Here is a 23,479-nt window from a genome sequence, read left to right as displayed (position 1 = left end):
AAGAACGATGAGCAACGACTTGAACGACCTGCGCTCCCTCGTCCGGGGACGGGTCCTGCTGCCCGGTGACGACGGCTTCGACCAGGCCCGGCGTCCCTGGAACCTGGCCGTCGAACAGCGCGTGCCCGCCGTCGTCGAGGTGGCGGACGCGGCCGACGTCGCGGCCGTGGTCGGCTTCGCCCGCGCGCGCGGCCTGGCCGTCTCGGCCCAGCCCAACGGGCATGGCGCCACCGGGGAGCCGGAGGGCGCGATCCTGCTGCGGACCCGGCGGCTGGACACCCTGGAGATCGACCCGGCCGGCCGCCGGGCCCGCGTCGGCGCGGGTGTGGCGTCGGGCAGCCTCCAGGCCGCCGCGGCCCCGTACGGGCTGACCGGTCTTCCGGGCAGTTCCCCCGTCGTCAGCGTCGCGGGCGTCGCTCTCGGGGGCGGGCTGAGCTGGTTCGGCCGTAAGCACGGCTGGGTCGCCGACAGCGTCACGGCGTTCGACGTGGTCGACGCCGACGGGCGGCAGCGGCGCGTCACCGCCGGCACCGATGCCGACCTGTTCTGGGCGATGCGGGGCGGCGGCGGCTCCTTCGCCGTCGTCACCGCCCTGGAGCTGTCCCTTCACCGCGCGCCCCAGTTGTACGGCGGCCGGGTGCTGTGGGCGGCGGCGCACGCCCCGGACGTGATGGACGCCTTCCGGCAGATCACCGCCACGGCCCCCGACGAGCTGTCCCTCTGGCTGGAGCTGCTGCACTTCCCCGGCTCCGACCCCATGATCGCGGTGGACGCCACCTACCTCGGCGGCGCCGCGGAAGCCCGGGACCTGCTGAGCCCGCTGGAGCGCCTCCCGCATCCCCTCGCCGACGGCAGGCGCCCCATGACCGCCGCCGAACTCGGCACCATCACCGGCGAGCCCACCGACCCCGGCGCCGGCTCCTCGCGCGCCGAGCTGCTCACCGACCTGGACGACACCACGGCCAAGACCCTGCTGGCCGACCCCGTCGCCCCGCTGATGATGGCGCAGGTGCGCCACCTCGGCGGCGCGTTCGCCCGCCCGTCCGACAGCCCGCACGGACCGCTGCTCGAACCGTACGCGCTCTACCTGTTCGGCGTGCCGGCCGACCCGGCCACGGCCGAGGCCGTCACCGTCAGGCAGCGCGAGCTCGCCGAGGCCCTGCCGGTGAGCGGCCGCAAGCCCTTCACCTTCCTCAGGCCCGGAGAGAGCGTGGCCGACGCCTTCACCCCCGCGACGCTGAACCGGCTGCGCGACGTCAAACGCCGCCACGACCCCCACGACACGATCCGCGGCAACTTCCCCATCCCCGGCTGAACGCGGGTCCTAGGTCCAAGGTCCCGGATCATGCCCGACCGACGTCCGATGCCGTGGGCCGTGGCGGACGCCATAGTCGTACCGCACACGACGACATAGGGGGGAGGGGCGATGTTCGGACCGGACGGGCCGAGCCCGGGCGCCGCCCATCCCAGCGCGTTGAAGGGGTGTGCCAACAAATGTCCGCCGGTCCCGGTGCAGCCATGACAGGTCACCGAACCCTCACGGACGAAAGGCACACCCATGTCCATCGATCACTCCCCGGCCCGCAGCCGCCGGCCGGGGTGGAGCCTCGCGCTTCTCGCGCTCGGGCACCTGATCATCAGTCTTGACTTCACCATCATCTTCGTGGCCCTGCCGGACATCGCGGCCGAGGTCGGCTTCACGCCGCACACCCTGCAATGGGTGGTCACCATGTACGCCGTCCTGTACGGAGGCTTCCTGCTGGTCGGCGGCCGGCTGTCCGACCTGGTGGGACGCCGGCGCATGTTCGTGCTCGGCATGACCCTGTACGGCGTGGCGTCCCTGCTGGGCGGCCTGGCGACCGCGCCGGCGATGCTGCTGGCCGCGCGCGCCCTGCAGGGCCTCGCCGGCGCGATCCTGTTCCCCGCGGTGCTGGCCCTGGTCAACACCGCCTTCGCCGAGGGCAGAGAGCGCAACCGGGCGCTGACGGTCTGGGCCATGGCGGGCGCCGGCGGGCTCACCGCGGGCGCGCTGGCCGGCGGGGTGCTCACCCAGGCGCTGGGCTGGCAGGCGGTGTTCTACGTGAACGTCCCGCTGGCCGTCGCCGGTGCCGCGGCCGCTTTCGCCCTGCTGCCCGCCGACGGCCGGGCCACCAAGGGGAGCGTGGACGTGCCCGGAGCGCTGACCGGCACCGGGGGCGTCACGTTGTTGATCTTCGCGGTCGCGCACGGCTCCGAGGCGGGCTGGGCGCGGACCGAGGTGATCGCGGCGGCCGTTCTGGCGGTGGTCCTGCTGGCGGCGTTCCTGCTCCTCCAGGCCCGTGGCCGGGCGCCGCTGATGCCGCTGCGGCTGTTCCGCAACCGCGCGCTCAGCGGAGCGATCATGGTCATTCTCATCTTCGGGCTGACGACGCAGTCCGTGCCGTACTTCCTGACCCTGTATTTCCAGGACGTCCTCGGCCTGAGTGCCCTGGAGACCGGGCTGGCGTTCCTCGGCCCGACCCTGTCGATCACCGCCGGCAACTTCCTCAGCGAGCGGCTGAACCATCGTTTCGGCACCCGCAGCACGCTGGTCGCCGGCATCGTGCTCAACGCGGTCGGCGCCGCGCTGCTGGCTCCCGGCATGTACGAGGACGGCTCCGTCCTCACCGTCCTGGCCGGGGTCGTCGTCATCGGTCTGGGCATGGGCATCACCTATGAGGCCATGTGGATCGCCGCCGGCACCGGCGTCCCCGCGGACGAGCAGGGTCTGGCCTCGGGGGTGGCCTCCACCGCGCTGCAGGTGGGAACCGCCGCCGGTCTGGCCGTTCTCGTGGCCGTCGCCAACCGCGACATCGCAGGGCTGTCCGGCGAGGTGCTGCGCGCCGCCTCCGCCGAAGGCATGCGGGTCGCCGTCTACGTGCTGGGCGCGATCATGCTGACGGCCGTCCTGGCCGCGTTCAGGCTCCCCGGCCAGCGCGCCAAGGCCGCCGCGGCGTCCGACCCGGACGCCGCCGACCTGCGCCCCGCCGGCTGACGGGTGTCCGGGTGCTCCGGGGCCGGAGCACCCGGATCTGACGTTGTGATCGGGCTCGTCCGCTGCCGGCGCCGCGTAGTACGATGACGGTCGAAGTTTGACGGTCTTCGTACTTTTATGGAGGGGTTCACATGGCCAGGACGGTGCTGTTCCACGAGCTCGGCGGGCCCGAGGTGATGAGGTTGGAGGACCGGGACCCGGGCGAGCCCGGACCGGGTGAGGCGCGCGTCCGGGTGGAGGCGATCGGCGTCAACAGGGCCGAGGCCCTGTTCAGGAGCGGTCACTACATCGAGCCGGTCAAGCAGCTGCCCGCCAGGCTCGGCTCCGAGGCCGCCGGCACGATCGAGGCGGTCGGCCCTGGCGTGACCGGCTTCGAGCCGGGACAGCCGGTCAGCGTCGTGCCGAACTTCTCCCAGAACGACTACGGCGTCTACGCCGAGCGGGCGATCGTGCCGGCCACCGCGCTGCTGCACCGCCCCGAGCAGGTGGACGCCGTCTCCGGCGCGGCCGTGTGGATGCCGTACCTGACCGCCTACGGCGCGATGGTGGAGATCGGCCGCATGAGGGCGGGGGACGTGGCCGTGGTGAACGCGGCCTCCAGCAGCGTCGGCCTGGCCGCGATCCACACCGCCGACCGCCTGGGCGCCGTGCCGGTGGCGGTCACCCGTACCCGCGCCAAGGCCCGGCAGTTGCTCGACGAGGGCGCGGCGGAGGTCATCGTCTCGGACGAGGAGGACGTGACCGGACGCGTGCTGGAGCTGACCGGCGGCCAGGGCGCCCGGTACGTCTTCGACGCCGTCGCAGGTCCGGGCGTGGTCGACCTGGCCAGGGCGGTGGCCGCCGACGGGACGTTGTTCCTGTGGGGCGCGCTCAGCGGTGAGCCGACCCCGTATCCCGGGTTCGACCTGGGCATGCCCGCCCTGAACATGCGGACGTACACAATGCTGGAGATCGCCAAGGACCCGGTGCGGCTGCGCCGGGCCGCCGCGTTCGTCGCCTCGGGGCTGCGGAGCGGGGCGTTCCGGCCGGTGGTGGACCGGGTGTTCCCGCTGGAGGAGATCGTGCAGGCGCATCGGCACATGGAGTCCGGCAACCAGTTCGGCAAGATCGTCGTCACCGTGGACCACTGACGCAGGAACGCCCGGTGCGGCCCGTTCGTCGTCATGGTGTGACCCTCCCATCCGAACTCGACGAACGGCTGCGCGAGGCGGCCGCGAGGATGCACCGCGCCGAGCACGTCCGGCGCCTGCGCGAGACCACCGCACAGCAGATCGCGGACGTCCGCGCCACCCTGGAGGACCTGGAGTCCAAGCTGGCCGAGGAGGAGCGTGACGTCGCCCGCCTTGAAGGCGGGCTGTCCGCCGTGCTGGCCCGGGTGCTGGGCAACCGCGAGGAGCGGCTGGAGCGCGAGCGCGCCGAGGCGGCCGTGGCCAGGGAGCGGGTCGACGGTCACCGGGCCCGGCTCGCGGATCTCGAAGCCGACGCGGCGGCGACCGACGCCGAGCTGGCCGTGCTCGCCTCCGCGCCCGGGGAGTACGCCCGGCTGTTGGCCGAGAAGGAGCGGCAGCTCATCGACAGCGGCGATCCGCGCGCCCGCGAGCTGGCCGACCTCGCCGCCGCGCTCGACCGGTCGAGCGCCGAGGTGCGCGAGTGCGACGAGGCCCACCAGGCGGGGCGGGGCGCACTCGACGCGCTGAACGTCGTGCTGGGTTTCCTCGGCTCCGCCAGGAACGCCTCCACCTTCGACATGCTCGGCGGCGGCCTGCTCGCCGACGCCTACGAGCACAGCAAGCTGACCAGCGCCGACCAGGCCGCCTGGCATGCCCAGCGGGCTCTGGACGTCTTCTCCCGCGAGCTGGCCGACACCGGGGTCGTCGCGGCCCGGCCGGTGATGCCCAAGGTGGACACGCGGTGGTTCGTGGACGCCTTCTTCGACAACATCATCACCGACGCGCTCAAGCATCAGCGCATCGAGAAGACCAGGGCCGGGGTGAACAAGCTGGCGCAGTGGGTGCGCGACACCGGGGCGTACCTGGAGACGCTCCGGGCCGAGTTGCTGGCCGAGCGGGCCCGGCTGCTGGCCAGGCGCGAGGAGCTTCTGCGCCCCGCCTGATCGAGCGCGGTCAGCCGGCGGCGGGAACGAGGGCGTCGTGCCGGCGTGCGGTGTCGGTGTACTGGTGCAGCCAGGAGAGCCGGCCGTCGGTGACCCGCCACAGGACGAACTCGGCCCGGTGGGGGCGGCCGGTGGCGCGGGCGACGCCCCGGTGGTGACCCGTGACCACGATGAGCGCGGAATCGCGGATGCAGCAGGGCCAGGATCGCGGCGCGTCGCCCGCCTGGGCGGCGCGGTAGAAGTTCTCGACGACGTGGAGCGCTGTGGACGTCCCGCCGACTCCCGGTATTAGAGGCTTTTCTCTAGAATGATGTCATCATCACTCACGGGAGGCGCGCGCCGAGCGGACCGGCGGCCGCGGCGGCCCGCGCCCGCGTGACGCGGCGGCGCCGGCTCGGCAGCCCGAGCGTCGGGTTGGCGACGCCCCAGGCGGCGCTCTTGCAGATCAGCTCCTTGTAGACGGCGGCGAGCCGGCCGGTCAGGACCGCCGGCACGGCGCGGTCGTCGGCGGTGACGTACTGGATCAGGCCCTCCTTGCGGCCCAGCGAGACGCACTGGTTGAAGTAGCGGATCGTGGTGGCCGGGAGCCTGCCTCCGGTCAGGCGCGCCGCGATCGCGTCGGCGGCCTGCCAGGCGGTCGGCGTCCCGGAGGCGCACGACATGCGCAGCGGCTTGTTCCCGGGGCCCATCACCAGGGCCGCGTCGCCGATCGCGTACACGTCCGGGTGCGAGACCGAGCGCATGGTCGCGTCGACCACGATCTGGCCGGTGCCGGTGACCTCCAGGGCGGTCGCCCTCGCGATCGGGTGGACCGCGAAGCCGGTGGTCCACACGGTGACCGCGGCCGGGATGTCCCGGCCGTCGGCGGTGCTGACGCGGCCGGCTGCGACGGCGGTGACGTCGGCGCGCTCGTGCACGGTGACCCCGAGCCGGCCGAACACCTTCCGCAGGTGCTCGCGGCCCTTGGGCGAGAGCCAGTCGCCGAGTCCGCCGCGGACGGAGAGGGCGACGTCGAGGTCGGGGCGGGCCTCGGCGAGCTCGGCCGCGGCCTCCACGCCGGTCAGGCCGCCGCCGACGACGAGCACGGCCTGCCCGGCGTCGAGGCGGGCCAGGCGCTCGCGCAGCCGCAGCGCTCCGGAACGGCCGGCGAGCTCGTACGCGTGCTCGGCGGCCCCGGGAACCCCTTGGGCGTCCCAGCCGCTGCCGAGGGCGTAGACGAGCGTGTCGTAGGAGAGCTCTTCGACGCCGTCCGCGTCGGCGACGGTCACGGTCCTGCGGCCGGCGTCGACGCCGGCGACCTGCGCGAGCCGCAGCTCGACCCCGCTGCCCGCGAACATCGCCCGCAGCGGCCGGGGCTTGAGGTCCTGACCGGCCGCGAGCTGGTGCAGGCGGACACGTTCGACGAAGTCGGGCTCGGCGTTGACGAGGGTGATGGTGACGTCCTCGCGGCGGAGCCTCCTGGCGAGGCGTCCCGCGGCGGTGGCTCCGGTGTATCCGGCTCCGAGAACGATGATGCGGTGCTGCATGCCCTTGCTCCTGTCCGGCGAGGTTCGCCTCTTGAACCGGGCAGCGCGCCGCTTCCTGACAGGATCGGGGTGTGAAGCGCCTCACATCCCGGGTCACAAGCCGGCGATCACGGGCTCCCCGTGGTCGCCGGCCGCCCACCGCGCGGTCGCGCGTTCGAGCTTGGCGGGGTTGAACTGGCTGCGGAACGCGGCGATGCCCCCGGCGGTGATCTCCAGACACATGACGCCGACGACCCGGCCGTCCACGACGGCCACGAGGGCGGGCTCTCCGTTGGCGGTCCGGACGTGAACCTCGGGCGAGCCGCCGACCAGGGCCCGCTTGGCCGCGGCGGGCTTGAACAGGCCCCGCAGGAACGTCGCGACCGCGACGGCGCCCTCGAACGCCTTGACGCGGGCCGGGATCTTCCCGCCGCCGTCGCCGATCGCGACGGCGTCCTCGGTGAGCAGGCGCAGGAGAGGCTCGATCCGGCCGCTGGCGGCGGCCGCCAGGAACTCCTCGACGATCCGCCTCGTCGCGGCCTCGTCGATCTCGGTGCGGGCCCTGCCGTCGGCGACGTGCTTCTTGGCGCGGTGGAAGATCTGCTGGCTGGCGGCCTCGGTGATGTCGAGGATCCCGGCGATCTCCCGGTGCGGGTAGTCGAACGCCTCCCGCAGCACGTACACCGCCCGCTCGCTGGGGGAGAGGCGTTCCATGAGGGTGAGGACCGCGTACGAGACCGATTCGCGCTGCTCGGCGGTGTCGGCCGGGCCGAGCATCGGGTCCCCGGCGAACAGCGGCTCGGGCAGCCACCGGCCCACGTAGGTCTCGCGGCGCGCCCGCGCGGAGGCGAGCTGGTTGAGGCACAGGTTGGCGAGGACCTTCGTCAGCCAGGCCTCGGGGACCTCGACGCGGCCGACGTCGGCGGCCTGCCAGCGCAGGAACGTCTCCTGCACGGCGTCCTCGGCCTCCACGGCGGAGCCGAGCAGGCGGTAGGCGATGGCCTCCAGGCGCGGCCTGGCGGCTTCGAACCGGTCGACGTCGGCCGCGGTCAGGGACATGTCCCGATCCTAGGTCGTCACGTCTTCCCTCAGGCGATCGCGGCGCTCTCGCGGCGGAAGCCGACCTGTTCGCCGACCACGTGCTCGCGCTGCGCGTGGTCGGCCAGCACCCGGGTGGTCTCCATCGGCGGCGGCCAGCTGATCGCGCCAGGCGGCGGGTTCGCGGGCGGTGATCGCCGAGACGCGCTCATGCCCCAGCCCGGAGCCGCACGAGCTGTCGGGAGATCGTCTCAACTGACCAAAATGACCAATCTGGTCAGTTGGTCGGCTACTCTGAGCGGGAAGCCCCGAGAGGAGTCGACATGACGAACATCGGAAAGACCGGCCGGGCGCTGGTGGTCGGGCTGGGAATCGCCGGCATCGCCACCGCGCTGCGGCTGCGGCAGGTCGGGTGGGAGCCCGTCGTGGTGGAACGAGCGCCGGCACGCCGCTCCGGCGGATACTTCATCGTCCTGTTCGGCGCCGGCATCGCCTCGGCCCGGCGCCTGGGCGTGCTGGAGGCCATTGGAGACCGCAGCGGCCCCCACGTCACCAGCTACGAGGTAGACCGCGCGGGAGGCCGCCGTCCCGGTATGAACCCCTTCGCCATGGCCACCGGCCCCCGGCCACTGCTGCGCGGGGATGTGGAGCGAGGATTGTTCGAGGCACTGCCGGACGATGTGGAGATCCGCTACTCCACCGTGCCCACCCGCATCGTCCAGGACGACGCTGCGACGGAGGTGACGCTGCACGACACGGCCGCCGACGCCACCGTCACCGAGCGCTTCGACCTGGTGATCGGCGCCGACGGGCCTTAGAGGAGGCTGAGTGCAGAAATTAGCGGTAGAGAGTTGATCTTCGTACCGGTTCGGCGACAGTGCCTGTTTGGGCAGGTCTCTGGGCTTACGTTCCTGGGCCATGCCCTTCGAATTTCTCTCTGATGAGCAGATCGCCCGCTATGGCCGCTTCCCTGAGGAGCCCTCCGCCGCTGAGCTGGAGCAGTTCTTCCGGCTGGACCGCGCTGCCTTGGATGCGCTGGCCTCGAAACGGCGTCCGGCCACGAAGCTCGGCTGGGCCGTGCAGTGGGGCACGGTGCGCATGCTGGGGGTGTTCCTGACCGACGACCCGCTGGCCGTGCCGCCGGAGGCGGTGGCGTTCGTCTCCGAGCAACTCGGTCTGGATCCGGCGCATTTGGCCGACTACGGGCAGCGGCAGCAGACGGTGTACGAGCACGCCTGGGAGATCCGGGAGTTATTGGACTACCGCGACTTCGGTTCGTGCGAGAGCGAGGTGCGCCAGTACGTGGCGGCGCGGGTGTGGGCCTCGGCGGAGGGGCCTCGGGCGCTGTTCGACCGGGCCCGGGTGCACATGCTCAAGGAGCGCATCCTGCTGCCGGGCATGACCGTGCTGGTGCGGCTGATCGGCGAGGTGCGGCGGGCGGAGAACGAGCGGCTGCACGCGCTGCTGTCAGGCCGGTTGCCGGCCGAGATGCGCGCCGCGCTGGTGGGGCTGCTGGAGGTGCCGGACGGCAAGCGCCGCTCAGAGCTGGAGCGGTTGCGGACGGCGCCGACCAAGGCCTCGGGCCGGGTGCTGGCCGACGAACTGCGCCGGGTGGCCGAGATCGCCCAGCTCGGCGCCAGAGGGGTGGCCACCGATCCGGTGCCGGCGGTCAAGCTGGGAGCTCTGGCCCGATACGGGCTGGCGGCCAAGGCACCCACCTTGCGGGATCTGGCCGCCGATCGGCAGGGCGCGACGCTGCTGGCCACGGTGCGGCACCTGGAGACCGCCTCGGTCGATGACGCCCTGGACGTGCTGGATCTGCTGATCTCCTCCAACCTGCTGGCCCGCGCGGAGCGGGCGGGCAAAGCCGAGCAGCTGCGCACCTTCCCGCGGTTGCGCAAGGCGGCGCGGACGATGGCCTCGGCGATGGAGGTGCTCATGGCGGTGCCGGAAGCGACCGAGGAACGCCTGGTGTCGCTGGTGGAGGTGTGGAAGGCGATCGAGGAGGTCGTGCCGCGCGAAAAGCTGGCCTCGGCGGTGGAGACGGTGGCGGCGTTCGTGCCGGTCAGCGATGACGACGCGGCCGCGCAGTGGCGGGCCGAGCTGGTCAAGCGCTACCGCACCGTGCAGGGCTTCATCGACCCGCTCCTGCAGACGATCCGGTTCCGCACGGTCGAGGCCGGCACACCGGTGCTGGCCATGGTCCGCGCCGCCGCGGCGATGGCCAAGAGCCGCCGCCGCTACACGCCCGGTGACATCGCCGCGCATGACGAGCTGATCACCGGGTCGTGGCGGCCGCTGGTGTACCGCAACCCCGATCTTCCCGACGGGCAGGTCGACAAGGCCGCGTTCGTGCTGTGCGCGCTCATGCACCTGCACACCGCGCTGCGCCGGCGCGATGTGTTCGCCGACGGCTCGGAGCGGTGGAGCGATCCGCGAGCCCGGCTGCTGGACGGCCAGGCATGGGAGCAGGCACGGCCACGCCTGCTGACCTCGCTGGAACTCGAGCTGGAGCCGGCCGGGCACCTGGCCGAGCTCGCCAGCGCGCTGGAGGGCGCCTATGTGCGCGTGCTGGACGGGCTCGGCAGCAACACCGCGGTGCAGTTCGCCGGCGGCCGGCTGCGGCTGGAGAAGCTCGGCCCGCTGGCCGAGCCGCCGCTGATGAAGGAGCTGCGCAGCCTGGTCGACGGCATGTTGCCCCGGCTGGACTTCCCCGAGCTGCTGCTGGAGGTGTTCGACCGCACCGGCCTGCCCGCAGACTTCACCCACGTCTCCGGCGTCGACGCGACGATGGACGACTTCCCGATGAGCCTGGCCGCCCTCATCGTGGCCGAGGCGTGCAACGTCGGGCTGGTCCCGATCGAGAAGCCGAACGTGCCCGCCCTGACCCGGGCCCGGCTGCAGCAGGTCGACCAGGGCTATCTGCGGGCGGAGACGATCGCGGCGGCCAACGCCCGGCTGATCGGCGCCCAGGCCGGCATCGGCATCGTCCGGCATTGGGGCAGCGGGCACATCGCCTCGGCCGACGGGCTGCGCTTCGTGGTCCCGGTGGCCAGTCTGCACGCCGGGCACAACCCGATCTATTTCGGCCGGCAGCGCGGCGCGACCTGGCTGAACGTGGTCAATGACCAGGTGATGGGGATCGGCGGGCTGGTGGTGCCGGGCACGCTGCGCGACTCGCTGTTCATCCTGGACGCCATCCACAACCTCGACGGCGGCCCCCGCCCCGAAACGGTGGTCACCGACACCGCCAGCTACTCCGACCTGGTGTTCGGCCTGTTCGCGATCTGCGGCTACCAGTTCTCCCCGCGTATCGCAGACCTGGCCGACATGCGGCTGTGGCGGACCAACACGGCCGCCACCTACGGGCCGCTGGAGCACATGTCCCGCCACGTCGTCCGCCTGGACCGGATCCGCGCCCACTGGGGCGACATGCTGCGCGTGGCCGGTTCGCTGACGATGGGTACCGTGCGCGCCTACGACCTGATCCGGATGCTGTCGGCCGAGGGCCGCCCCACCGGCCTGGGCGAGGCGTTCGTGCACTACGGCCGCATTTTCAAGACTCTGCACCTGCTGCAGTTCCTGCACGATGAGGGCTACCGCAGGATGATCGGCACGCAGCTGAACGTGCAGGAGGCCCGGCACCGGCTCGCCCGCAAGATCGCCTTCGGCAACCGCGGGCAGTTGCGCCAGCGTTACCGCGAGGGCATGGAGGACCAGCTCGGCAGCCTCGGCCTGGCGCTGAATGCGGTCATCTGGTGGAACAGCCTCTATCTGGATGCCGCCGTGCAGCGGCTGCGTGCCCAAGGCTTCCCGGTCACCGACGAGATGTGCGCCCGGCTGTCGCCGATCCAGTACGAGCACATCAACTTCCTGGGCCGCTACGCCTTCACCCGCGCTGACGTCGGCTCCGGGCTGCGCCCCTTCCACGACGTGCCCGCCCCGGCCGGGTGAGCTCGCCGTCGTCGACGGGCGGTCAGCAGCAGAACTTCAGGTAGTCCTGCAGGTCGTCGAGGATGCGGGCGACACCGTCACGATCGCCTCGATACAGCACCTCCTTGCCGTCGCGGCGGGAGGTGACGATGCCGCCGCGACGCAGCAGGGCGAGCTGCTGGGAGGCGGCGGACTGGCTGATGCCGGCGCGTTCGGCGACCTGGTTGACCGACAGCTCGGCGCCCTGGGCGAACAGCAGCATGATCTGCTGACGTCCGGGGTTGGCCAGGGCCTTGAGGAAGTCCTGAGCGGCCTGGGGTAGCTGCGGCGCGCATGTGGCGCCCGTCGGCGCGTCCGCTGTCGCGGCTGGGGATGTCGCGGGTTCGGCCATGGGTGCTCCCTTCTGCTCCGGCACTCTATCCCTCGTTTCAAGTTATTGACATATTATGAAATGACGGTACGTTCTGCGGCATGCCCCTCGACAACGACAACATCGTGATCGTCGGAGCCGGACAGTCCGGCCTGGCCGCCGCCCATGCCGCCCTGGAGCAGGGACTACGGCCCCTTCTGCTGGAAGCCTCCGATCGGGCCGCCGGATCCTGGCCGCGCTACTACGACAGCCTCGCCCTGTTCTCGTCCGCCCGTTACAGCAGCCTGCCCGGCCTTGCCTTCGACGGCGACCCCGAGCGCTACCCGCGCCGCGACGAAGTCGTCGCCTACCTGGAGCGGTATGCCGCCACCCTGATCGAGCGCGGCGCCGAGCTGCGCACCGGCGCCCGCGTCGAGGCCGTCCATCTTGCCGTCCATCCTGCCGTTCATCCCGGCGGCGAGCCCGGCGCGAGCGGCTTCCTCGTTCGCCTGGCCGACGGGCAGGAGCTGACCGCTCCTGCCGTCATCGCGGCCAGCGGTTCCTTCGGCCGCCCGAACCGGCCCGCGCTGCCCGGCCTGGACACCTTCACCGGCCCGGTGCTGCACGTCGCCGACTACCGCTGCCCGGCCTCGCTGCCGGGCGGGCACGTCGTCGTGGTGGGGGCGGGCAACTCGGCGGTCCAGGTCGCCTACGAGCTGGCCACCGACATGGCCACCGACATGGCCACCGACGTGGCCACCGGGCGCCGGGTGACGCTGGCCAGCCGGGAGCCGATCCACTTCGTGGCCCAGCGCCCGCTGGGACGTGACCTGCACTTCTGGTTCCGCGTGACCGGGTTCGACCGGCTGCCGCTGGCCCGCGCCGAGGCCCCGCCCGCCTCGCCGGTGCTCGATGACGGCCGCTACCGCCAGGCGCTGCGCGAGGGCCGCTACACGCGCCGGCCGATGTTCACCCGGCTCGACGGCGATCACGCGGTCTGGCCCGACGGCGGCCGCGAGCGCGTCGATGCGGTGCTGCTGGCCACCGGCTACCGGCCGAACCTGCCCTACCTCACCGACCTGGGCGCACTGGACAACGGCGGTCACCCGCGCCAGCGCCGCGGTCTGTCGCTGACCCATCCCGGCCTGGGCTATCTGGGCCTGGAGTGGCAGCGCACGCCCTCCTCCAACACCCTGCGCGGCGTCGGCGCGGACGCCGCGCACGTGGTGGGGATGCTCGCCCGTCACCTGCGTGGCGCTCCGCAGCGCGCCGGGGAGCGCTCCTGAGGCTGCTCGGCTCTTCACTCTGGCCACAAGGCTGATTTGACTTCCGTCTAAGCAGTGACGCATGATGACTTCTGCTTAGATGAACTTCTATTCAAAGGGGTGCGTGATGCGCGCTCTGTTCACCCGGCGCCGCCCGTCCATCGACCGGGCCGGCTTCACCGTCGACAAGGCCACCTCGCGGGTGTGCGACCTCGACTGCCGCGCCGATGCCGCCATCGAGCGCGCCCGCCTCTACGCCACGTTCCCGTCCTTCCGCTAACCCTCTCGCCACCTGGAGAAACAGTCATGAGCGACAGTTGCTGCGGCCCCACCCCCATCGCGATCGAGCAGATCACGGCCCCTCAGCAGGCCACCTCAGGGCAGTGGGACGACCTGCCCGTCGTCGTGATCGGCGCAGGTCCGGTCGGGCTGGCCGCCGCCGCCCACCTGGCCGAGCGCGGCCTCGACTTCCTCCTCTTGGAAGCCGGCGACCGCGTCGCCTCCTCAGTCGCGCAGTGGGGACACGTACGGGTGTTCAGCCCGTACCGGTACAACATCGACGCCGCCGCCCGCCGCCTGCTGGAGGCCGACGGCTGGACGGCCCCGGACTCCGACTTTGCCGACCGGCGCTGAACTCATCGACGACTACCTCGTCCCGCTGGCCAAGCTGTTCGGCGACAAGGTGCGGCTCGGCGCGAAGGTCACCGCGATCAGCCGCCTCGGCTACGACCGCGTACGCACGACAGGCCGCGAGCAGATGCCGTTCCTCATCCGCCTGGCCGACGGCACCGAACTACAGGCCCGCGCGATCATCGACGCCTCCGGCACCTACACCAGCCCGAACGTGCTCGGCGCCAGCGGCCTGCCCGCCCACGGCGAGCACGAGGTGTTCGTCGACCACGCCCTGCCCGACGTGCTCGGCGCAGACCGTGACCGCTACGAGGGCAAGCGCGTGCTGGTCGTCGGCGCCGGCCACTCGGCCGCCACCACCCTGCTCGCGCTGGCCGAGCTGCCGGACACGCCGATCACCTGGGCGATCCGCGCCGGCGACGCCAGCCGCACCTACGGCGGCGGCGACGCCGACGCTCTCCCGGCCCGCGGCGCGCTCGGCACCCGGCTGCGCGTCCACGTCGAATCCGGCCGTATTAAGTTGCTGACCGGCTTCTTCACCCACCGCGTCAACGCCACCGACCAGGGCATCCAGGTGATCAGCCGCGACCCGTCCGGCCACGAGCAGAGCGTCACCGTGGACCGCATAGTGTCGGCCACCGGCTACCGCCCCGACCACTCCATCGCCTCCGAACTGCGCCTGGACCTGGACCCGGTGCTCGGCTCCACCCGCGCCCTGGCCCCGCTGATCGACCCCAACCAGCACTTCTGCGGCACCGTCCCCGCCCACGGCGTTGACGAACTCGCCCACCCCGAGCCCGGCTACTACGCGGTCGGGGTCAAGAGCTACGGCCGCGCCCCGACCTTCCTGATGGCCACCGGGTATGAGCAGGTCCGCTCGGTCGTGGCGGCGCTGGCCGACGACTGGCAGGCGGCCCGCGACGTGCAGCTCGACCTGCCCGAGACCGGCGTGTGCTCCTCCAACCTGGTCCAGGCCCAGGAGCAGCGCGTCGGCCTGGCCACCGGCATCAGCGGCGGCCTGCTGGCGGCCCCGCTTCCGCTCACCACCGTCGGAGCGTCGGCCGAGTCCGGCGGCAGCTGCTGCGGCTGAAGGAAGCACCCCGATGTCTGACGGCTACCCCACCGCCGCCCAGAAGGAAGCACTGCGCCTCATCTGCGACCACGAGCCGATGCCCGCCCACCGGCTGGCCGACGAACTGGTCGCCGCCTGCAAGCCCAGCACCAACCCCGGCTACGGCCCGGCGATCGCCCGGATGGCAGGAACGCTCGCCTGGCGGCTGCAGGCTCAGGGCTTCATCGCCGAAACCCTCGCGGGCGACTGGGCGACCACGACCGAGGGGCGCGTGCTGATCGCCTGTCCAGCATGAGTTCCCCCGCCGAGACCGCCGGCCTCCAACAGCAGGGCGGCGGTCCGCCGCGCTCCCGGCATGGCCGGCGGGTCGTGGCCGCGCTGGCCGTCACCCAAACCATCGGCTACGGCGTGCTCTACTACGCCTTCTCGGTCTTCCTCGTCCCGATGGCCCGCGACCTGCACGCCACCAACGCCCAGGTGGCCGCCGCGCTGACGGTGTCCGTGCTGATCGCCGCTGTCTGTGCGCCGCTCGCCGGGCGGTGGCTGGACGCCCACGGCGGGCGCGCGCTGATGACGCTCGGTTCGCTGCTCGGCACAGGGACGGTGCTGGCCTGGTCACAGGTCACCGCGCTGTGGCAGCTCTACCTGGTCTTCGCCGCCATCGGCATCGCCTGCTCGATGGTGCTGTACGAGGCCGCGTTCGCCGTCATCATCGCCTGGTACGGCGCCGACGCACGAGGCCGTACGCGAGGCATCCTGGCCCTCACCATCGTCGCCGGGTTCGCCTCCTCGATCTTCATCCCGCTCACCGGCCTGCTGGTCGACGCCTACGGCTGGCGCCAGGCTCTCGTGGTCCTCGGTCTGGTCTACGGCCTGGCGGCGATCCCGCTGCACGCGCTGGTGATCCGCCGCCGCCCGGCCCACTCTCGCACACCCGAGGCCGCTGGGGAACGCGCCGACCTGGTCAGGGCCGCCGTGCGCCGCCGTCCGTTCTGGCTGCTGGTGATCGCCTTCACCGCCAGCGGCGGCGCGGTCGCCGTCGTCGCCGTCGTGCTGGTCACCTACCTCATCCACCTCGGCCACAACCCGGTCCTGGCCGCCACGCTCGCCGGACTGCTCGGCGTCCTGTCGGTCACCGGGCGGCTGGTCACCACCGGTCTGCAGACCCGTCTGCCCGCCGCTCTCATCGCCGCCGCGATCTACGCGCTGCAAGGCGTCGCGGCGCTGCTCCTGCCGGTCCTGGGAGCGAGAGTCGCGGGCGCGATCGGCTGCGTCCTGCTCTTCGGGCTCGGCTTCGGCATCGGCTCCATCACGCTGCCGCACCTGCTCGTGCAGCGGTACGGCACCGCCGCCTACGCCACCTTGTCGGGCCGCATCGCGCTCTTCTCCGTCGCCGACAAGGCCCTGGCTCCCCTCGGCGCGGTCGCCCTGGCCCAGGCCGTCGGCTACACCTGGGTGATGAGCGCGGTGGCCGCCGTCTGCGTCACCGCCGCCTTGTCCTTGGTCGCCTACCATCGCGTATAATTTAGACGAATGTCGAATTAAGGAGCCGCGGATGACCGCCGTGACGATCCAGTGCTGCGCGCCGATCGCCCGCGAGCCGCTCAGCGAGGCCGACGCCGCTGAACTGGCCACGCTGCTCAAGGCCGTGGCCGATCCGGTACGGCTGCGTCTGCTGTCGATGATCGGCTCCCACCCCGGCGGCGAGGCGTGCGTGTGCGACCTGACCGGCGTCTTCGACCTGACCGCCCCGACCATCTCCCACCACCTGAAGGTGCTGCGTACCGCCGGGCTCATCGACGGCGAACGCCGTGGCACCTGGGTCTACTACCGGATCATCCCCGAGGTGGTGAACAAGCTGGGCGCGCTGTTCGCACCGCTCGCCGCCCCCGCCACGGCGCAGAACGGCCCGGTGGACGTGGAACTCCTCAACGCATGACCGACGCGGCCCGCCTGGCCGATGTCGTGGTCATCGGCGCCGGACAGGCCGGGCTGGCGGCCGGCTACTACCTGCGGCGTGCAGGCGCCGACTTCGTCATCCTGGACGCCCAGCAGACGCCCGGCGGAGCCTGGCAGCATGCCTGGCCGTCCCTGCGGCTGTTCTCGCCCGCGCAATACAGCTCCCTGCCCGGCCGCATGATGCCGATCCCGGCCGACGGCGGCTATCCGGACGCCGCCCACGTCGTCGCCTACCTCACCGACTACGAGCAGCGTTACCGCCTGCCGATCGTCCGCCCCGCCGCCGTGCAGGCCGTGCGACGTGCCGGTGACCGCCTCGCCGTGGAAAGCAGCGCCGGCACCTGGCGCGCCCGGATCGTCGTCAGCGCCACGGGCACCTGGTGGCGCCCCTACGTCCCGCACTACCCCGGCATCGGTGACTTCCGCGGCGAGCAGCTGCACACCTCCGGCTACCGCGGCCCCGAGCCCTTCCACGGGCGCCGGGTGCTGGTCGTGGGCGGCGGCAACTCCGCCGCGCAGATCCTCGCCGAACTCTCCCAGGTCGCCCAGACCACCTGGGCGACACTGCGCCCGCCCCGGCTGCTGCCCGACGAGATCGACGGCCGCGCCCTGTTCGACCTGGCCACCCGCCGCCACCGTGCCGCGCAGACGGGCGAGCGCGTCGAGGGCATCGGCGACCTGGGCGACATCGTCGCCGTCGCGCCCGTGCGCGAGGCCCGAGACCGGGGCGCGCTCAAGGCCGAGCCCATGTTCTCCCACATCACCCCCGACGGGGTGGCGTGGGCCGACGGCAGCACAGCGGCGTGCGACGCGATCGTGTGGTGCACCGGCTTCCGACCTGCACTGGCTCACCTGGCCCCGCTACGGCTGCGCGGCCCCGGCGGCGTGATCGGCACCGACGGCACCCGCGCCCTGGCCGAACCGCGCCTGCATCTGCTCGGCTATGGCGATTGGACCGGCCCGGCCTCGGCCACCCTCATCGGCGCCGGCCGCACCGCCCGCCAACTGGCCGCAGAGGTCATCGCCCAGCTCTAGGCGCACGCACTTCAGTGATATTCACACGTTGATTCGACCCACGTCTATCTTGACGAACATCTAAACAGCATGAGATCGTGACTCCTGATTCGACATGCATCTAAGTGTTGATGACCTTGACCTCGCACCGGCAGAAGGGCAACCACCATGACGACGAACCAGACCAGCGGCGGCTTCATCGGCGACCTGGCAGAGGCTTTCGCACCGCCCGCCGCCGGCGGCTGCTGCGGAGCTCCTGCCTCCCCCTCCCCGGCCAGTGACACAGCCCAGCAGGCAGATGCGGTCGCCACCGCCTGCTGCGGCAGCACGTCCGCCGCCCAGCAGGCCGCCCAGGCCGGCTGCTGCGGTCAGGCGCCGGCCCCCGCCGTCACCCCGGCCGCCGAGGCAGCCTCCACCGGCTGCTGCGGATGACCTCCACCATGCCGGACACCCCTCAGACACCCGGCCTGGCCGCCGTCGTGGAGCGGGTGTCGGCGGCGCGGATGCTGGCCACGGTGCACGAGCTGGCCCGCGACCACTACGCGGGTCGGCGCGTGGGCACGCCCGGAGGCCGTGCCGCCGCCGCATGGCTCGCCGAGCAGTTGCGCGAGCTGGGCGCCGAGGTCGAACTCGACTCCTTCCCCGTCACCGACGTGCGAGAGCTGTATGCCACCCCGATGCTCGAATGGAGCACAGGCGGCCAGGCAGTGCGCCTGGAACACCGCCGGGACTTCGTCGAGCACCTCGCCTCGGCTGAGTCGCCGGAGCCACGCACCGCGCCGCTGGCCGCCGCCTCCGAGGCCGACCTGCACGGCCGATGGGTGCTGGCCGAGGCCGGAGACTGGGCGCAGGCGTGCGAACGAGCCGAGGCCCACGGCGCGGCCGGAGTACTGACCCCGCGCGGCACCGACGCCGAGGGGTGGATGCCCAAGATGATCGCCGGACCGGCCACCCGAGCCGTGCCGATCATCGCCCTGCGCACCGACCAGCACGCCCGCCTGGCCGACGCCCTGGCCGCCGGCCCGGTGCAGGTCACCGGATCGATGCCGCTCCGGCAGATCTCCACGGAGGGCCACAACGTCCACGCCCGCTTCCCCGCCTCCTCCCACACCAGGGGCGCTGGGACCGGGCCGCGGGTACTGCTGAGCGCGCACTACGACGGCGTCGGCGACGACCCCGGCGTCCGGCTGCCCGCGGCCGCCGACAACGCCTCCGGCGTGGCCGCTGTCCTGGAGGCTGCCCGCGTCCTGGCGGCGGGCCCGGCCGTCCGGGCCGACCTGTCGGTGGTCTTTCTGGACGCCGAGGAGAGCGGGGCATGGGGCTCGGCCCACCACGCAGCTGCCCTGCCGTCCGACACGCTGGTGATCAACCTCGACGGCGCCGCGCAGCTGCACCAGGCCGCCTCGGTCGAGGCCGGCGGACCCGTCCACGCCCGGCTGGCCACCCTTGACCAGGCCGCCCGCCTCGTCGGCGTGCCGCTGCGAGCGGGCGCGATGGCCTCCGACAACCGCCGCTACGCCGCCGCCGGCCTGGCCGCGATCGGCATCGGCATGGGCATGCCCGGCTACCAGACTCCGGCCGAGACCCCGGATCGCGTGCAGCCGGACACGCTGGTGGCTGCCGCCCGGCTGCTGGTGGCGACCGTCATGCTGCTCAACACGTAGGAGGAACGCCAGAGCGGGGACACAACTCCCTCACCTGGGCCATCGAGCCGGCCAAGGCCAGTTCGACGGCAGGCCGCAGAGCTGGCCGCATCACCGTCAGGACGATGATGACGCGCGACGGTCCGGCGTGCCGTGGATGCTATCCAGTCGGCGGCGCGCCATCTCGCGCGGCGAGAGCGGCGAGGGCCTCGGCGGCCGATACGGCGGTGATCAATGCTCGGTCGGTGGAGCCAGGCAGGAGGCGGATGCTGTCGCCGGCCTGGGCCGCTGCCGCTTCTGCCGGATCAGCGATCCGCGCCGCGAGGTAGGTGACGCACTGGTACATGCCCAGAGGGATCTGGCGGCCGCCCACCTGCGCGTTCAGCTCGTGCAAGATGGCGACGGGGAACTCGCCCTCAGGGGGCGGACCGGCGTTGGCGGGGATCGGGAAGTCCACTTGCGGCCACGTCGCTTCGACCTGAGCGCCCTGCAGCAGGTGGGCCAGCTGGATGATCTCGGCAAGTTCTTCGCTGGAGGTGCGGCTCGGTGCGGGGATCACGATGCGCTGGTAACTGTGGGACTGGATCACCTGCAACGCCTCCAGGACGCGGAGTTGCCGGCGGGCGTGGAGTGCCAGGGAGGACGCCTCAGGCTGCCATCGGGGCGAGTACGCGGGGCCGCCGCGCACGGCCAGCAGGAGGATGGTGTCTGGCGCCAGGGCCGCGAGCAGGCGCATCGCTGGCAACACCGCGGCCGGGGTCTTGCCGATCAGATCGTCCAGATCCACCTGCAGGCGGAAGGTGTCGCGGTCACCGGCGTTGACCAGGAATTGCAGGTGCAGCAGGCCGCCCGGGTCCTGGCCTGCCAGCCAGATGCCGGGGCTGTCCACGCCGCGTGAGGCGCGTACCTGTACCAGATCCAGCGCATGCAGCACGGTGCCGTCCGCGGCGACCAGGCGGAGCTCCAGATCAGGCCGATCACCGGCCGCACCGGCGGCGACCATGAAGCTCAGCCGTCCGGGGCCCGACTCCTCCGGCAGGCCGGGCGGCCCCGAGCTGTGGGTGATCGTGCCGTCGATGTCGGCGAAGGGTGCGCCGTAGCGGAGGAACTCCTCCACCGCCTGGCGCTCGGCCGAGTCGACCGGCACCTGCAGTTCCAACGAGCCGGTGATCGGACGCAGGCTGAACGACTCCACCGCTCGCGCCACCAGGCGCATCACCAGGTAGTGCCGCTCGTTGAGCTGCAGGTAGCGCACGAAGGCGGTCAGATCGTCGCCGAGCACGTCCCCGTCCCAGGGCTGCTCGCTCACCCGCCCTTCGCGTACGTCGAAGGAGTAGCGGTAGAACGGATCGATGTCGGTCAAGGCCGCGGCCAGGCCCTCATAGCGCTCGATCGCGGCCGTCAGCAGGCTCTCGGCCGGGACCTGGCCGGAGTCGGGCATGTCTCGCCCGCCTTGTAACGCCTGCGCCATCAGGTGCTGGATCCGCTCGCCGCCGTCGCCGAAGTAGTACGCGATCAGCGCCGGGTGGTCGGCCGCCATGCCGTCGAGGTGGTCGCGGTCCATCCAGCTGATGCGCAGCCCGCTGCCCGCGGTCAGCCGCTCCAGCCACTCCAGCCGCTCATGGGTGGGATTCCATGGTGTGACCAGCGTCCATGAGCGGACCGGCAACGTCGGCAGCGTCTCATCGACGAAGCGCTGCCAGGAGTTCTCCACGTCGCTGACCTGCCGGGAGGTCAGCGGCCGGCAGAAGCGTTTGACCTGGTAAATGTCGTAGCCATCTGGGTTGGCGACCCGGATGTCGACGCCGCGGTCCCCGCGTGAGGGAGTGATCCGGTTACCGTGCGGATGCCGCAGCAGCAGCATCGCCGCGACGAACTCCTCCACCGTCTCGCCCGGTAAGCGTTCCCAATTCACCAGCGTCATACAGCCCAGGAAACCACCCAGCACCGACAGTCGCCTTCGGCGCGGACATGACGCAGGCCCCGCCATCTGATCACGACGGGGCCCTGCGGGCGCAGGATCAGGCCGACACGAGTTCCGCCAGCAGCTTCTCGATACGACGGCGGATGTCATCGCGGATCGGCCGGACGGCGTCGATGCCCTGGCCGGCCGGGTCGTCGAGCTTCCAGTCCTCGTAGCGCTTGCCGGGGAAGATCGGGCAGGCGTCGCCGCAACCCATGGTGATGACCACATCGGACGCCTCGACCGCGTCGACGGTGAGGACCTTGGGCTGGGCGGCGGTGATGTCGATGCCCACCTCGCGCATCGCCTCGACCGCGACCGGGTTGACCTGATCGGCGGGCGCCGATCCGGCGGAGCGGACCTCGACGCGGCCTGCGGCCAGGTGGGTGAGCCATCCGGCGGCCATCTGGGATCGTCCGGCGTTGTGCACGCAGACGAACAGGACCGACGGCTTGCCGGTCGTGGTCTCGGTGGCGCTGTCAGGCACGGGCGGGCTCCTTGACGGTGAACAGGCGGCGGCCGGCCAGGCTGACGTAGACCAGGGCGACCAGAACTGGGACCTCGATGAGCGGGCCGACCACGCCCGCGAGGGCCTGGCCGGAGGTGACGCCGAAGACGCCGACCGCGACCGCGATGGCCAGCTCGAAGTTGTTGCCAGCGGCGGTGAAGGCGAGCGTGGTCGTCTTGTCATACGGCAGGCCGATCGCCCGGCCTGTAAGGAAGCCGCCGCCCCACATGAGGGCGAAGTAGGCCAGCAGCGGCAGCGCGATGCGCGCGACGTCGCCGGGCTGAGAGGTGATGGTGTGGCCCTGCAGGGCAAACAGGATGACGATCGTGAAAAGCAGGCCGTACAGGGCGATGGGGCCGATACGGGGCAGGAAGCGCCGCTCGTACCAGTCGCGGCCCCGGGCGCGTTCGCCCAGCTTGCGGGAGGCGTATCCGCCGGCAAGCGGGATGCCGAGAAAGACCAGCACGTAGAAGGCGATGTCGAAGGCCGACACCTCCAGCGCCGACTGCGTCAGGCCGAGCCAGCCAGGCAGCACCTGCAGGTAGAACCAGCCGAGCGCGCCGAAGGCGATCACCTGGAAGACGGAGTTGAGCGCGACCAGGACGGCTGCGGCTTCCCGGTTGCCGCAGGCCAGATCGTTCCAGATCAGGACCATGGCGATGCAGCGGGCGAGCCCGACGATGATCAGGCCGGTGCGGTACTCGGGCAGGTCGGGCAGGAAGATCCAGGCCAGGGCGAACATGATGGCCGGGCCGAGCACCCAGTTGAGCACCAGGGAGGAGAGCAGCAGGCGACGGTCACCGGTGACCGTGCCCAAGCGGTCGTAGCGGACCTTGGCCAGCACCGGATACATCATCAGCAGCAGGCCGAGCGCGATCGGCAGCGAGATCTCCCCGATCTTGACGGCGTCCAGCGCGGCATCCAGGCCAGGCACCAGACGCCCGAGCAGCAGTCCGGCGCCCATGGCGGCGATGATCCACACCGGCAGGAACCGATCCAGTACCGACAGGGAGCCGATCACACCGGCCGACGGCGCGGTGGCCTGTGCGGGTTGAGTCGACATCACCGTGACACCGCCACCGCAGCGGCCGGCCCAGTGACGGGCCCACTGGCGGGCAGGGTCAGCAGCGCCGACAACTCGCCCAGCGTCTCGGGCACCAGGCGGTAGTAGACCCAGGAGGCGCGCCGCTCGGAGGTCAGCAGCCCGACTTCCTTGAGCACCTTCAGATGGTGGCTGATGGTCGGCTGGGACAGCTCGAAGGCGTCGGTGATGTCGCACACGCACACCTCGCCGCCGGCGCGGCTGGCCACGATGGACAGGATGCGCAGCCGTACGGGGTCGCCCAGGGCCTTGAACACGCGCGCAATCCCGGCCGCCTGCTCGCTGTCCAGCGGTTCGCGGGTCAGCGGCGGGCTGCACTCCAGGATCTCCAGCAGTTCCATCCCACTGCCCTTCCCGTATAGATGTTCATCG

25 protein-coding genes are annotated in these 23,479 nt (G+C 72.0%); 16 read left to right on the top strand and 9 right to left on the bottom strand.

The features are described 5' to 3' along the window. Positions 1-7 precede the first annotated feature (7 nt). The 4 genes from ABD292_RS41050 (at position 8) to ABD292_RS41035 (ending at position 5,126) form a co-directional block, all read left to right on the top strand. Positions 8-1,315, top strand: a complete 1,308-nt coding sequence (locus tag ABD292_RS41050) for an FAD-binding oxidoreductase (RefSeq protein WP_344217365.1) — start codon at positions 8-10, stop codon at positions 1,313-1,315. Positions 1,316-1,558: 243 nt separating this feature from the next. Further along, on the top strand, positions 1,559-3,013 hold the full coding sequence (locus tag ABD292_RS41045) for an MFS transporter (protein WP_344217363.1): 1,455 nt from the start codon (positions 1,559-1,561) through the stop codon (positions 3,011-3,013). Between the two features lie 131 nt (positions 3,014-3,144). Beyond that, positions 3,145-4,143, top strand: a complete 999-nt coding sequence (locus ABD292_RS41040; protein WP_344217361.1) for a zinc-dependent alcohol dehydrogenase family protein — start codon at positions 3,145-3,147, stop codon at positions 4,141-4,143. Between the two features lie 38 nt (positions 4,144-4,181). Beyond that, positions 4,182-5,126, top strand: a complete 945-nt coding sequence (locus ABD292_RS41035) for a hypothetical protein (RefSeq protein ID WP_344217359.1) — start codon at positions 4,182-4,184, stop codon at positions 5,124-5,126. A gap of 10 nt (positions 5,127-5,136) precedes the next feature. Here ABD292_RS41035 and ABD292_RS41030 read toward each other — a convergent pair whose 3' ends face one another. The 4 genes from ABD292_RS41030 to ABD292_RS41015 form a co-directional block, all read right to left on the bottom strand. Then, complete coding sequence (locus tag ABD292_RS41030; RefSeq protein ID WP_344217357.1) at positions 5,137-5,295, bottom strand: nuclear transport factor 2-like protein; 159 nt, start codon at positions 5,293-5,295, stop codon at positions 5,137-5,139. A gap of 154 nt (positions 5,296-5,449) precedes the next feature. After that, on the bottom strand, positions 5,450-6,652 hold the full coding sequence (locus ABD292_RS41025) for an NAD(P)/FAD-dependent oxidoreductase (protein WP_344217355.1): 1,203 nt from the start codon (positions 6,650-6,652) through the stop codon (positions 5,450-5,452). Between the two features lie 93 nt (positions 6,653-6,745). Then, a complete protein-coding gene (gene sigJ / locus ABD292_RS41020; protein ID WP_344217353.1) occupies positions 6,746-7,690 on the bottom strand; it encodes an RNA polymerase sigma factor SigJ in 945 nt (314 codons plus the stop codon). A 29-nt stretch (positions 7,691-7,719) separates the two neighbouring features. Beyond that, positions 7,720-7,881: a hypothetical protein gene (locus ABD292_RS41015; protein ID WP_344217351.1), complete on the bottom strand. Its 162-nt coding sequence runs from the start codon at positions 7,879-7,881 to the stop codon at positions 7,720-7,722. 111 nt (positions 7,882-7,992) lie between these two features. On the opposite strand from ABD292_RS41015, the gene ABD292_RS41010 reads away from it, so the two are divergent. Together ABD292_RS41010 and ABD292_RS41005 are read left to right on the top strand one after the other, a co-directional pair. Further along, positions 7,993-8,487, top strand: coding sequence for an FAD-dependent monooxygenase (locus ABD292_RS41010; RefSeq protein WP_344217349.1), 495 nt, complete (start codon positions 7,993-7,995; stop codon positions 8,485-8,487). A 100-nt stretch (positions 8,488-8,587) separates the two neighbouring features. After that, positions 8,588-11,623 (top strand): Tn3 family transposase, encoded by a 3,036-nt coding sequence (locus tag ABD292_RS41005; RefSeq protein ID WP_344217347.1) that lies wholly within the window; start codon positions 8,588-8,590, stop codon positions 11,621-11,623. A gap of 22 nt (positions 11,624-11,645) precedes the next feature. On the opposite strand, the gene ABD292_RS41000 is transcribed toward ABD292_RS41005, so the two are convergent. Then, positions 11,646-11,993, bottom strand: a complete 348-nt coding sequence (locus ABD292_RS41000; protein WP_344217345.1) for an ArsR/SmtB family transcription factor — start codon at positions 11,991-11,993, stop codon at positions 11,646-11,648. Between the two features lie 80 nt (positions 11,994-12,073). Here ABD292_RS41000 and ABD292_RS40995 point away from each other — a divergent pair, with 80 nt between their 5' ends. From ABD292_RS40995 to ABD292_RS40950, 10 genes are all read left to right on the top strand, one after another. Continuing rightward, positions 12,074-13,237, top strand: a complete 1,164-nt coding sequence (locus ABD292_RS40995) for a flavin-containing monooxygenase (RefSeq protein ID WP_344217343.1) — start codon at positions 12,074-12,076, stop codon at positions 13,235-13,237. 106 nt (positions 13,238-13,343) lie between these two features. Further along, entirely contained in the window at positions 13,344-13,496 is a 153-nt protein-coding gene (locus tag ABD292_RS40990) for a hypothetical protein (RefSeq protein WP_344217341.1), read from the top strand. Positions 13,497-13,522: 26 nt separating this feature from the next. After that, the gene (locus ABD292_RS40985) at positions 13,523-13,849 is read left to right on the top strand and encodes an FAD-dependent oxidoreductase (RefSeq protein WP_344217338.1); all 327 of its coding nucleotides are present in this window, start codon (positions 13,523-13,525) and stop codon (positions 13,847-13,849) included. Continuing rightward, positions 13,833-14,936, top strand: a complete 1,104-nt coding sequence (locus ABD292_RS40980; protein WP_344217336.1) for an NAD(P)-binding domain-containing protein — start codon at positions 13,833-13,835, stop codon at positions 14,934-14,936. Before ABD292_RS40985 ends, ABD292_RS40980 begins: the two co-directional genes overlap by 17 nt. A gap of 13 nt (positions 14,937-14,949) precedes the next feature. Next, positions 14,950-15,213 carry a hypothetical protein gene (locus tag ABD292_RS40975; RefSeq protein WP_344217334.1) on the top strand — a complete coding sequence of 88 codons (264 nt, stop codon included), beginning with the start codon at positions 14,950-14,952 and terminating at the stop codon, positions 15,211-15,213. Next, positions 15,210-16,442 (top strand): MFS transporter, encoded by a 1,233-nt coding sequence (locus ABD292_RS40970; RefSeq protein ID WP_344217332.1) that lies wholly within the window; start codon positions 15,210-15,212, stop codon positions 16,440-16,442. The genes ABD292_RS40975 and ABD292_RS40970 overlap by 4 nt, the downstream gene beginning before the upstream one ends. A 31-nt stretch (positions 16,443-16,473) precedes the next feature. Further along, on the top strand, positions 16,474-16,857 hold the full coding sequence (locus tag ABD292_RS40965) for a metalloregulator ArsR/SmtB family transcription factor (protein WP_344217330.1): 384 nt from the start codon (positions 16,474-16,476) through the stop codon (positions 16,855-16,857). Next, a complete protein-coding gene (locus tag ABD292_RS40960; protein WP_344217328.1) occupies positions 16,854-17,912 on the top strand; it encodes an ArsO family NAD(P)H-dependent flavin-containing monooxygenase in 1,059 nt (352 codons plus the stop codon). Before ABD292_RS40965 ends, ABD292_RS40960 begins: the two co-directional genes overlap by 4 nt. A gap of 147 nt (positions 17,913-18,059) precedes the next feature. Continuing rightward, positions 18,060-18,323 carry a hypothetical protein gene (locus tag ABD292_RS40955; protein WP_344217326.1) on the top strand — a complete coding sequence of 88 codons (264 nt, stop codon included), beginning with the start codon at positions 18,060-18,062 and terminating at the stop codon, positions 18,321-18,323. Then, positions 18,320-19,555, top strand: coding sequence for a M28 family metallopeptidase (locus ABD292_RS40950; RefSeq protein WP_344217324.1), 1,236 nt, complete (start codon positions 18,320-18,322; stop codon positions 19,553-19,555). The genes ABD292_RS40955 and ABD292_RS40950 overlap by 4 nt, the downstream gene beginning before the upstream one ends. Before the next feature lie 139 nt (positions 19,556-19,694). On the opposite strand, the gene ABD292_RS40945 is transcribed toward ABD292_RS40950, so the two are convergent. The 4 genes from ABD292_RS40945 to ABD292_RS40930 all read right to left on the bottom strand — a co-directional run bounded on the left by ABD292_RS40945 (position 19,695) and on the right by ABD292_RS40930 (position 23,448). Continuing rightward, on the bottom strand, positions 19,695-21,419 hold the full coding sequence (locus tag ABD292_RS40945; RefSeq protein ID WP_344217322.1) for a hypothetical protein: 1,725 nt from the start codon (positions 21,417-21,419) through the stop codon (positions 19,695-19,697). A gap of 136 nt (positions 21,420-21,555) precedes the next feature. After that, positions 21,556-21,984, bottom strand: coding sequence for an arsenate reductase ArsC (locus tag ABD292_RS40940; RefSeq protein ID WP_344217320.1), 429 nt, complete (start codon positions 21,982-21,984; stop codon positions 21,556-21,558). Then, the gene (arsB, locus tag ABD292_RS40935; RefSeq protein ID WP_344217318.1) at positions 21,977-23,068 is read right to left on the bottom strand and encodes an ACR3 family arsenite efflux transporter; all 1,092 of its coding nucleotides are present in this window, start codon (positions 23,066-23,068) and stop codon (positions 21,977-21,979) included. Before arsB ends, ABD292_RS40940 begins: the two co-directional genes overlap by 8 nt. Further along, positions 23,068-23,448 carry an ArsR/SmtB family transcription factor gene (locus ABD292_RS40930; RefSeq protein ID WP_344217316.1) on the bottom strand — a complete coding sequence of 127 codons (381 nt, stop codon included), beginning with the start codon at positions 23,446-23,448 and terminating at the stop codon, positions 23,068-23,070. Before ABD292_RS40930 ends, arsB begins: the two co-directional genes overlap by 1 nt. Between the last annotated feature and the right edge of the window lie 31 nt (positions 23,449-23,479).

Source organism: Nonomuraea bangladeshensis (genome assembly GCF_039529455.1).
In the GTDB taxonomy this organism is placed as follows: domain Bacteria; phylum Actinomycetota; class Actinomycetes; order Streptosporangiales; family Streptosporangiaceae; genus Nonomuraea; species Nonomuraea bangladeshensis.
Note: the sequence above shows the minus strand (reverse complement) of the source record. Positions and strands in the feature narration are given on the sequence as shown.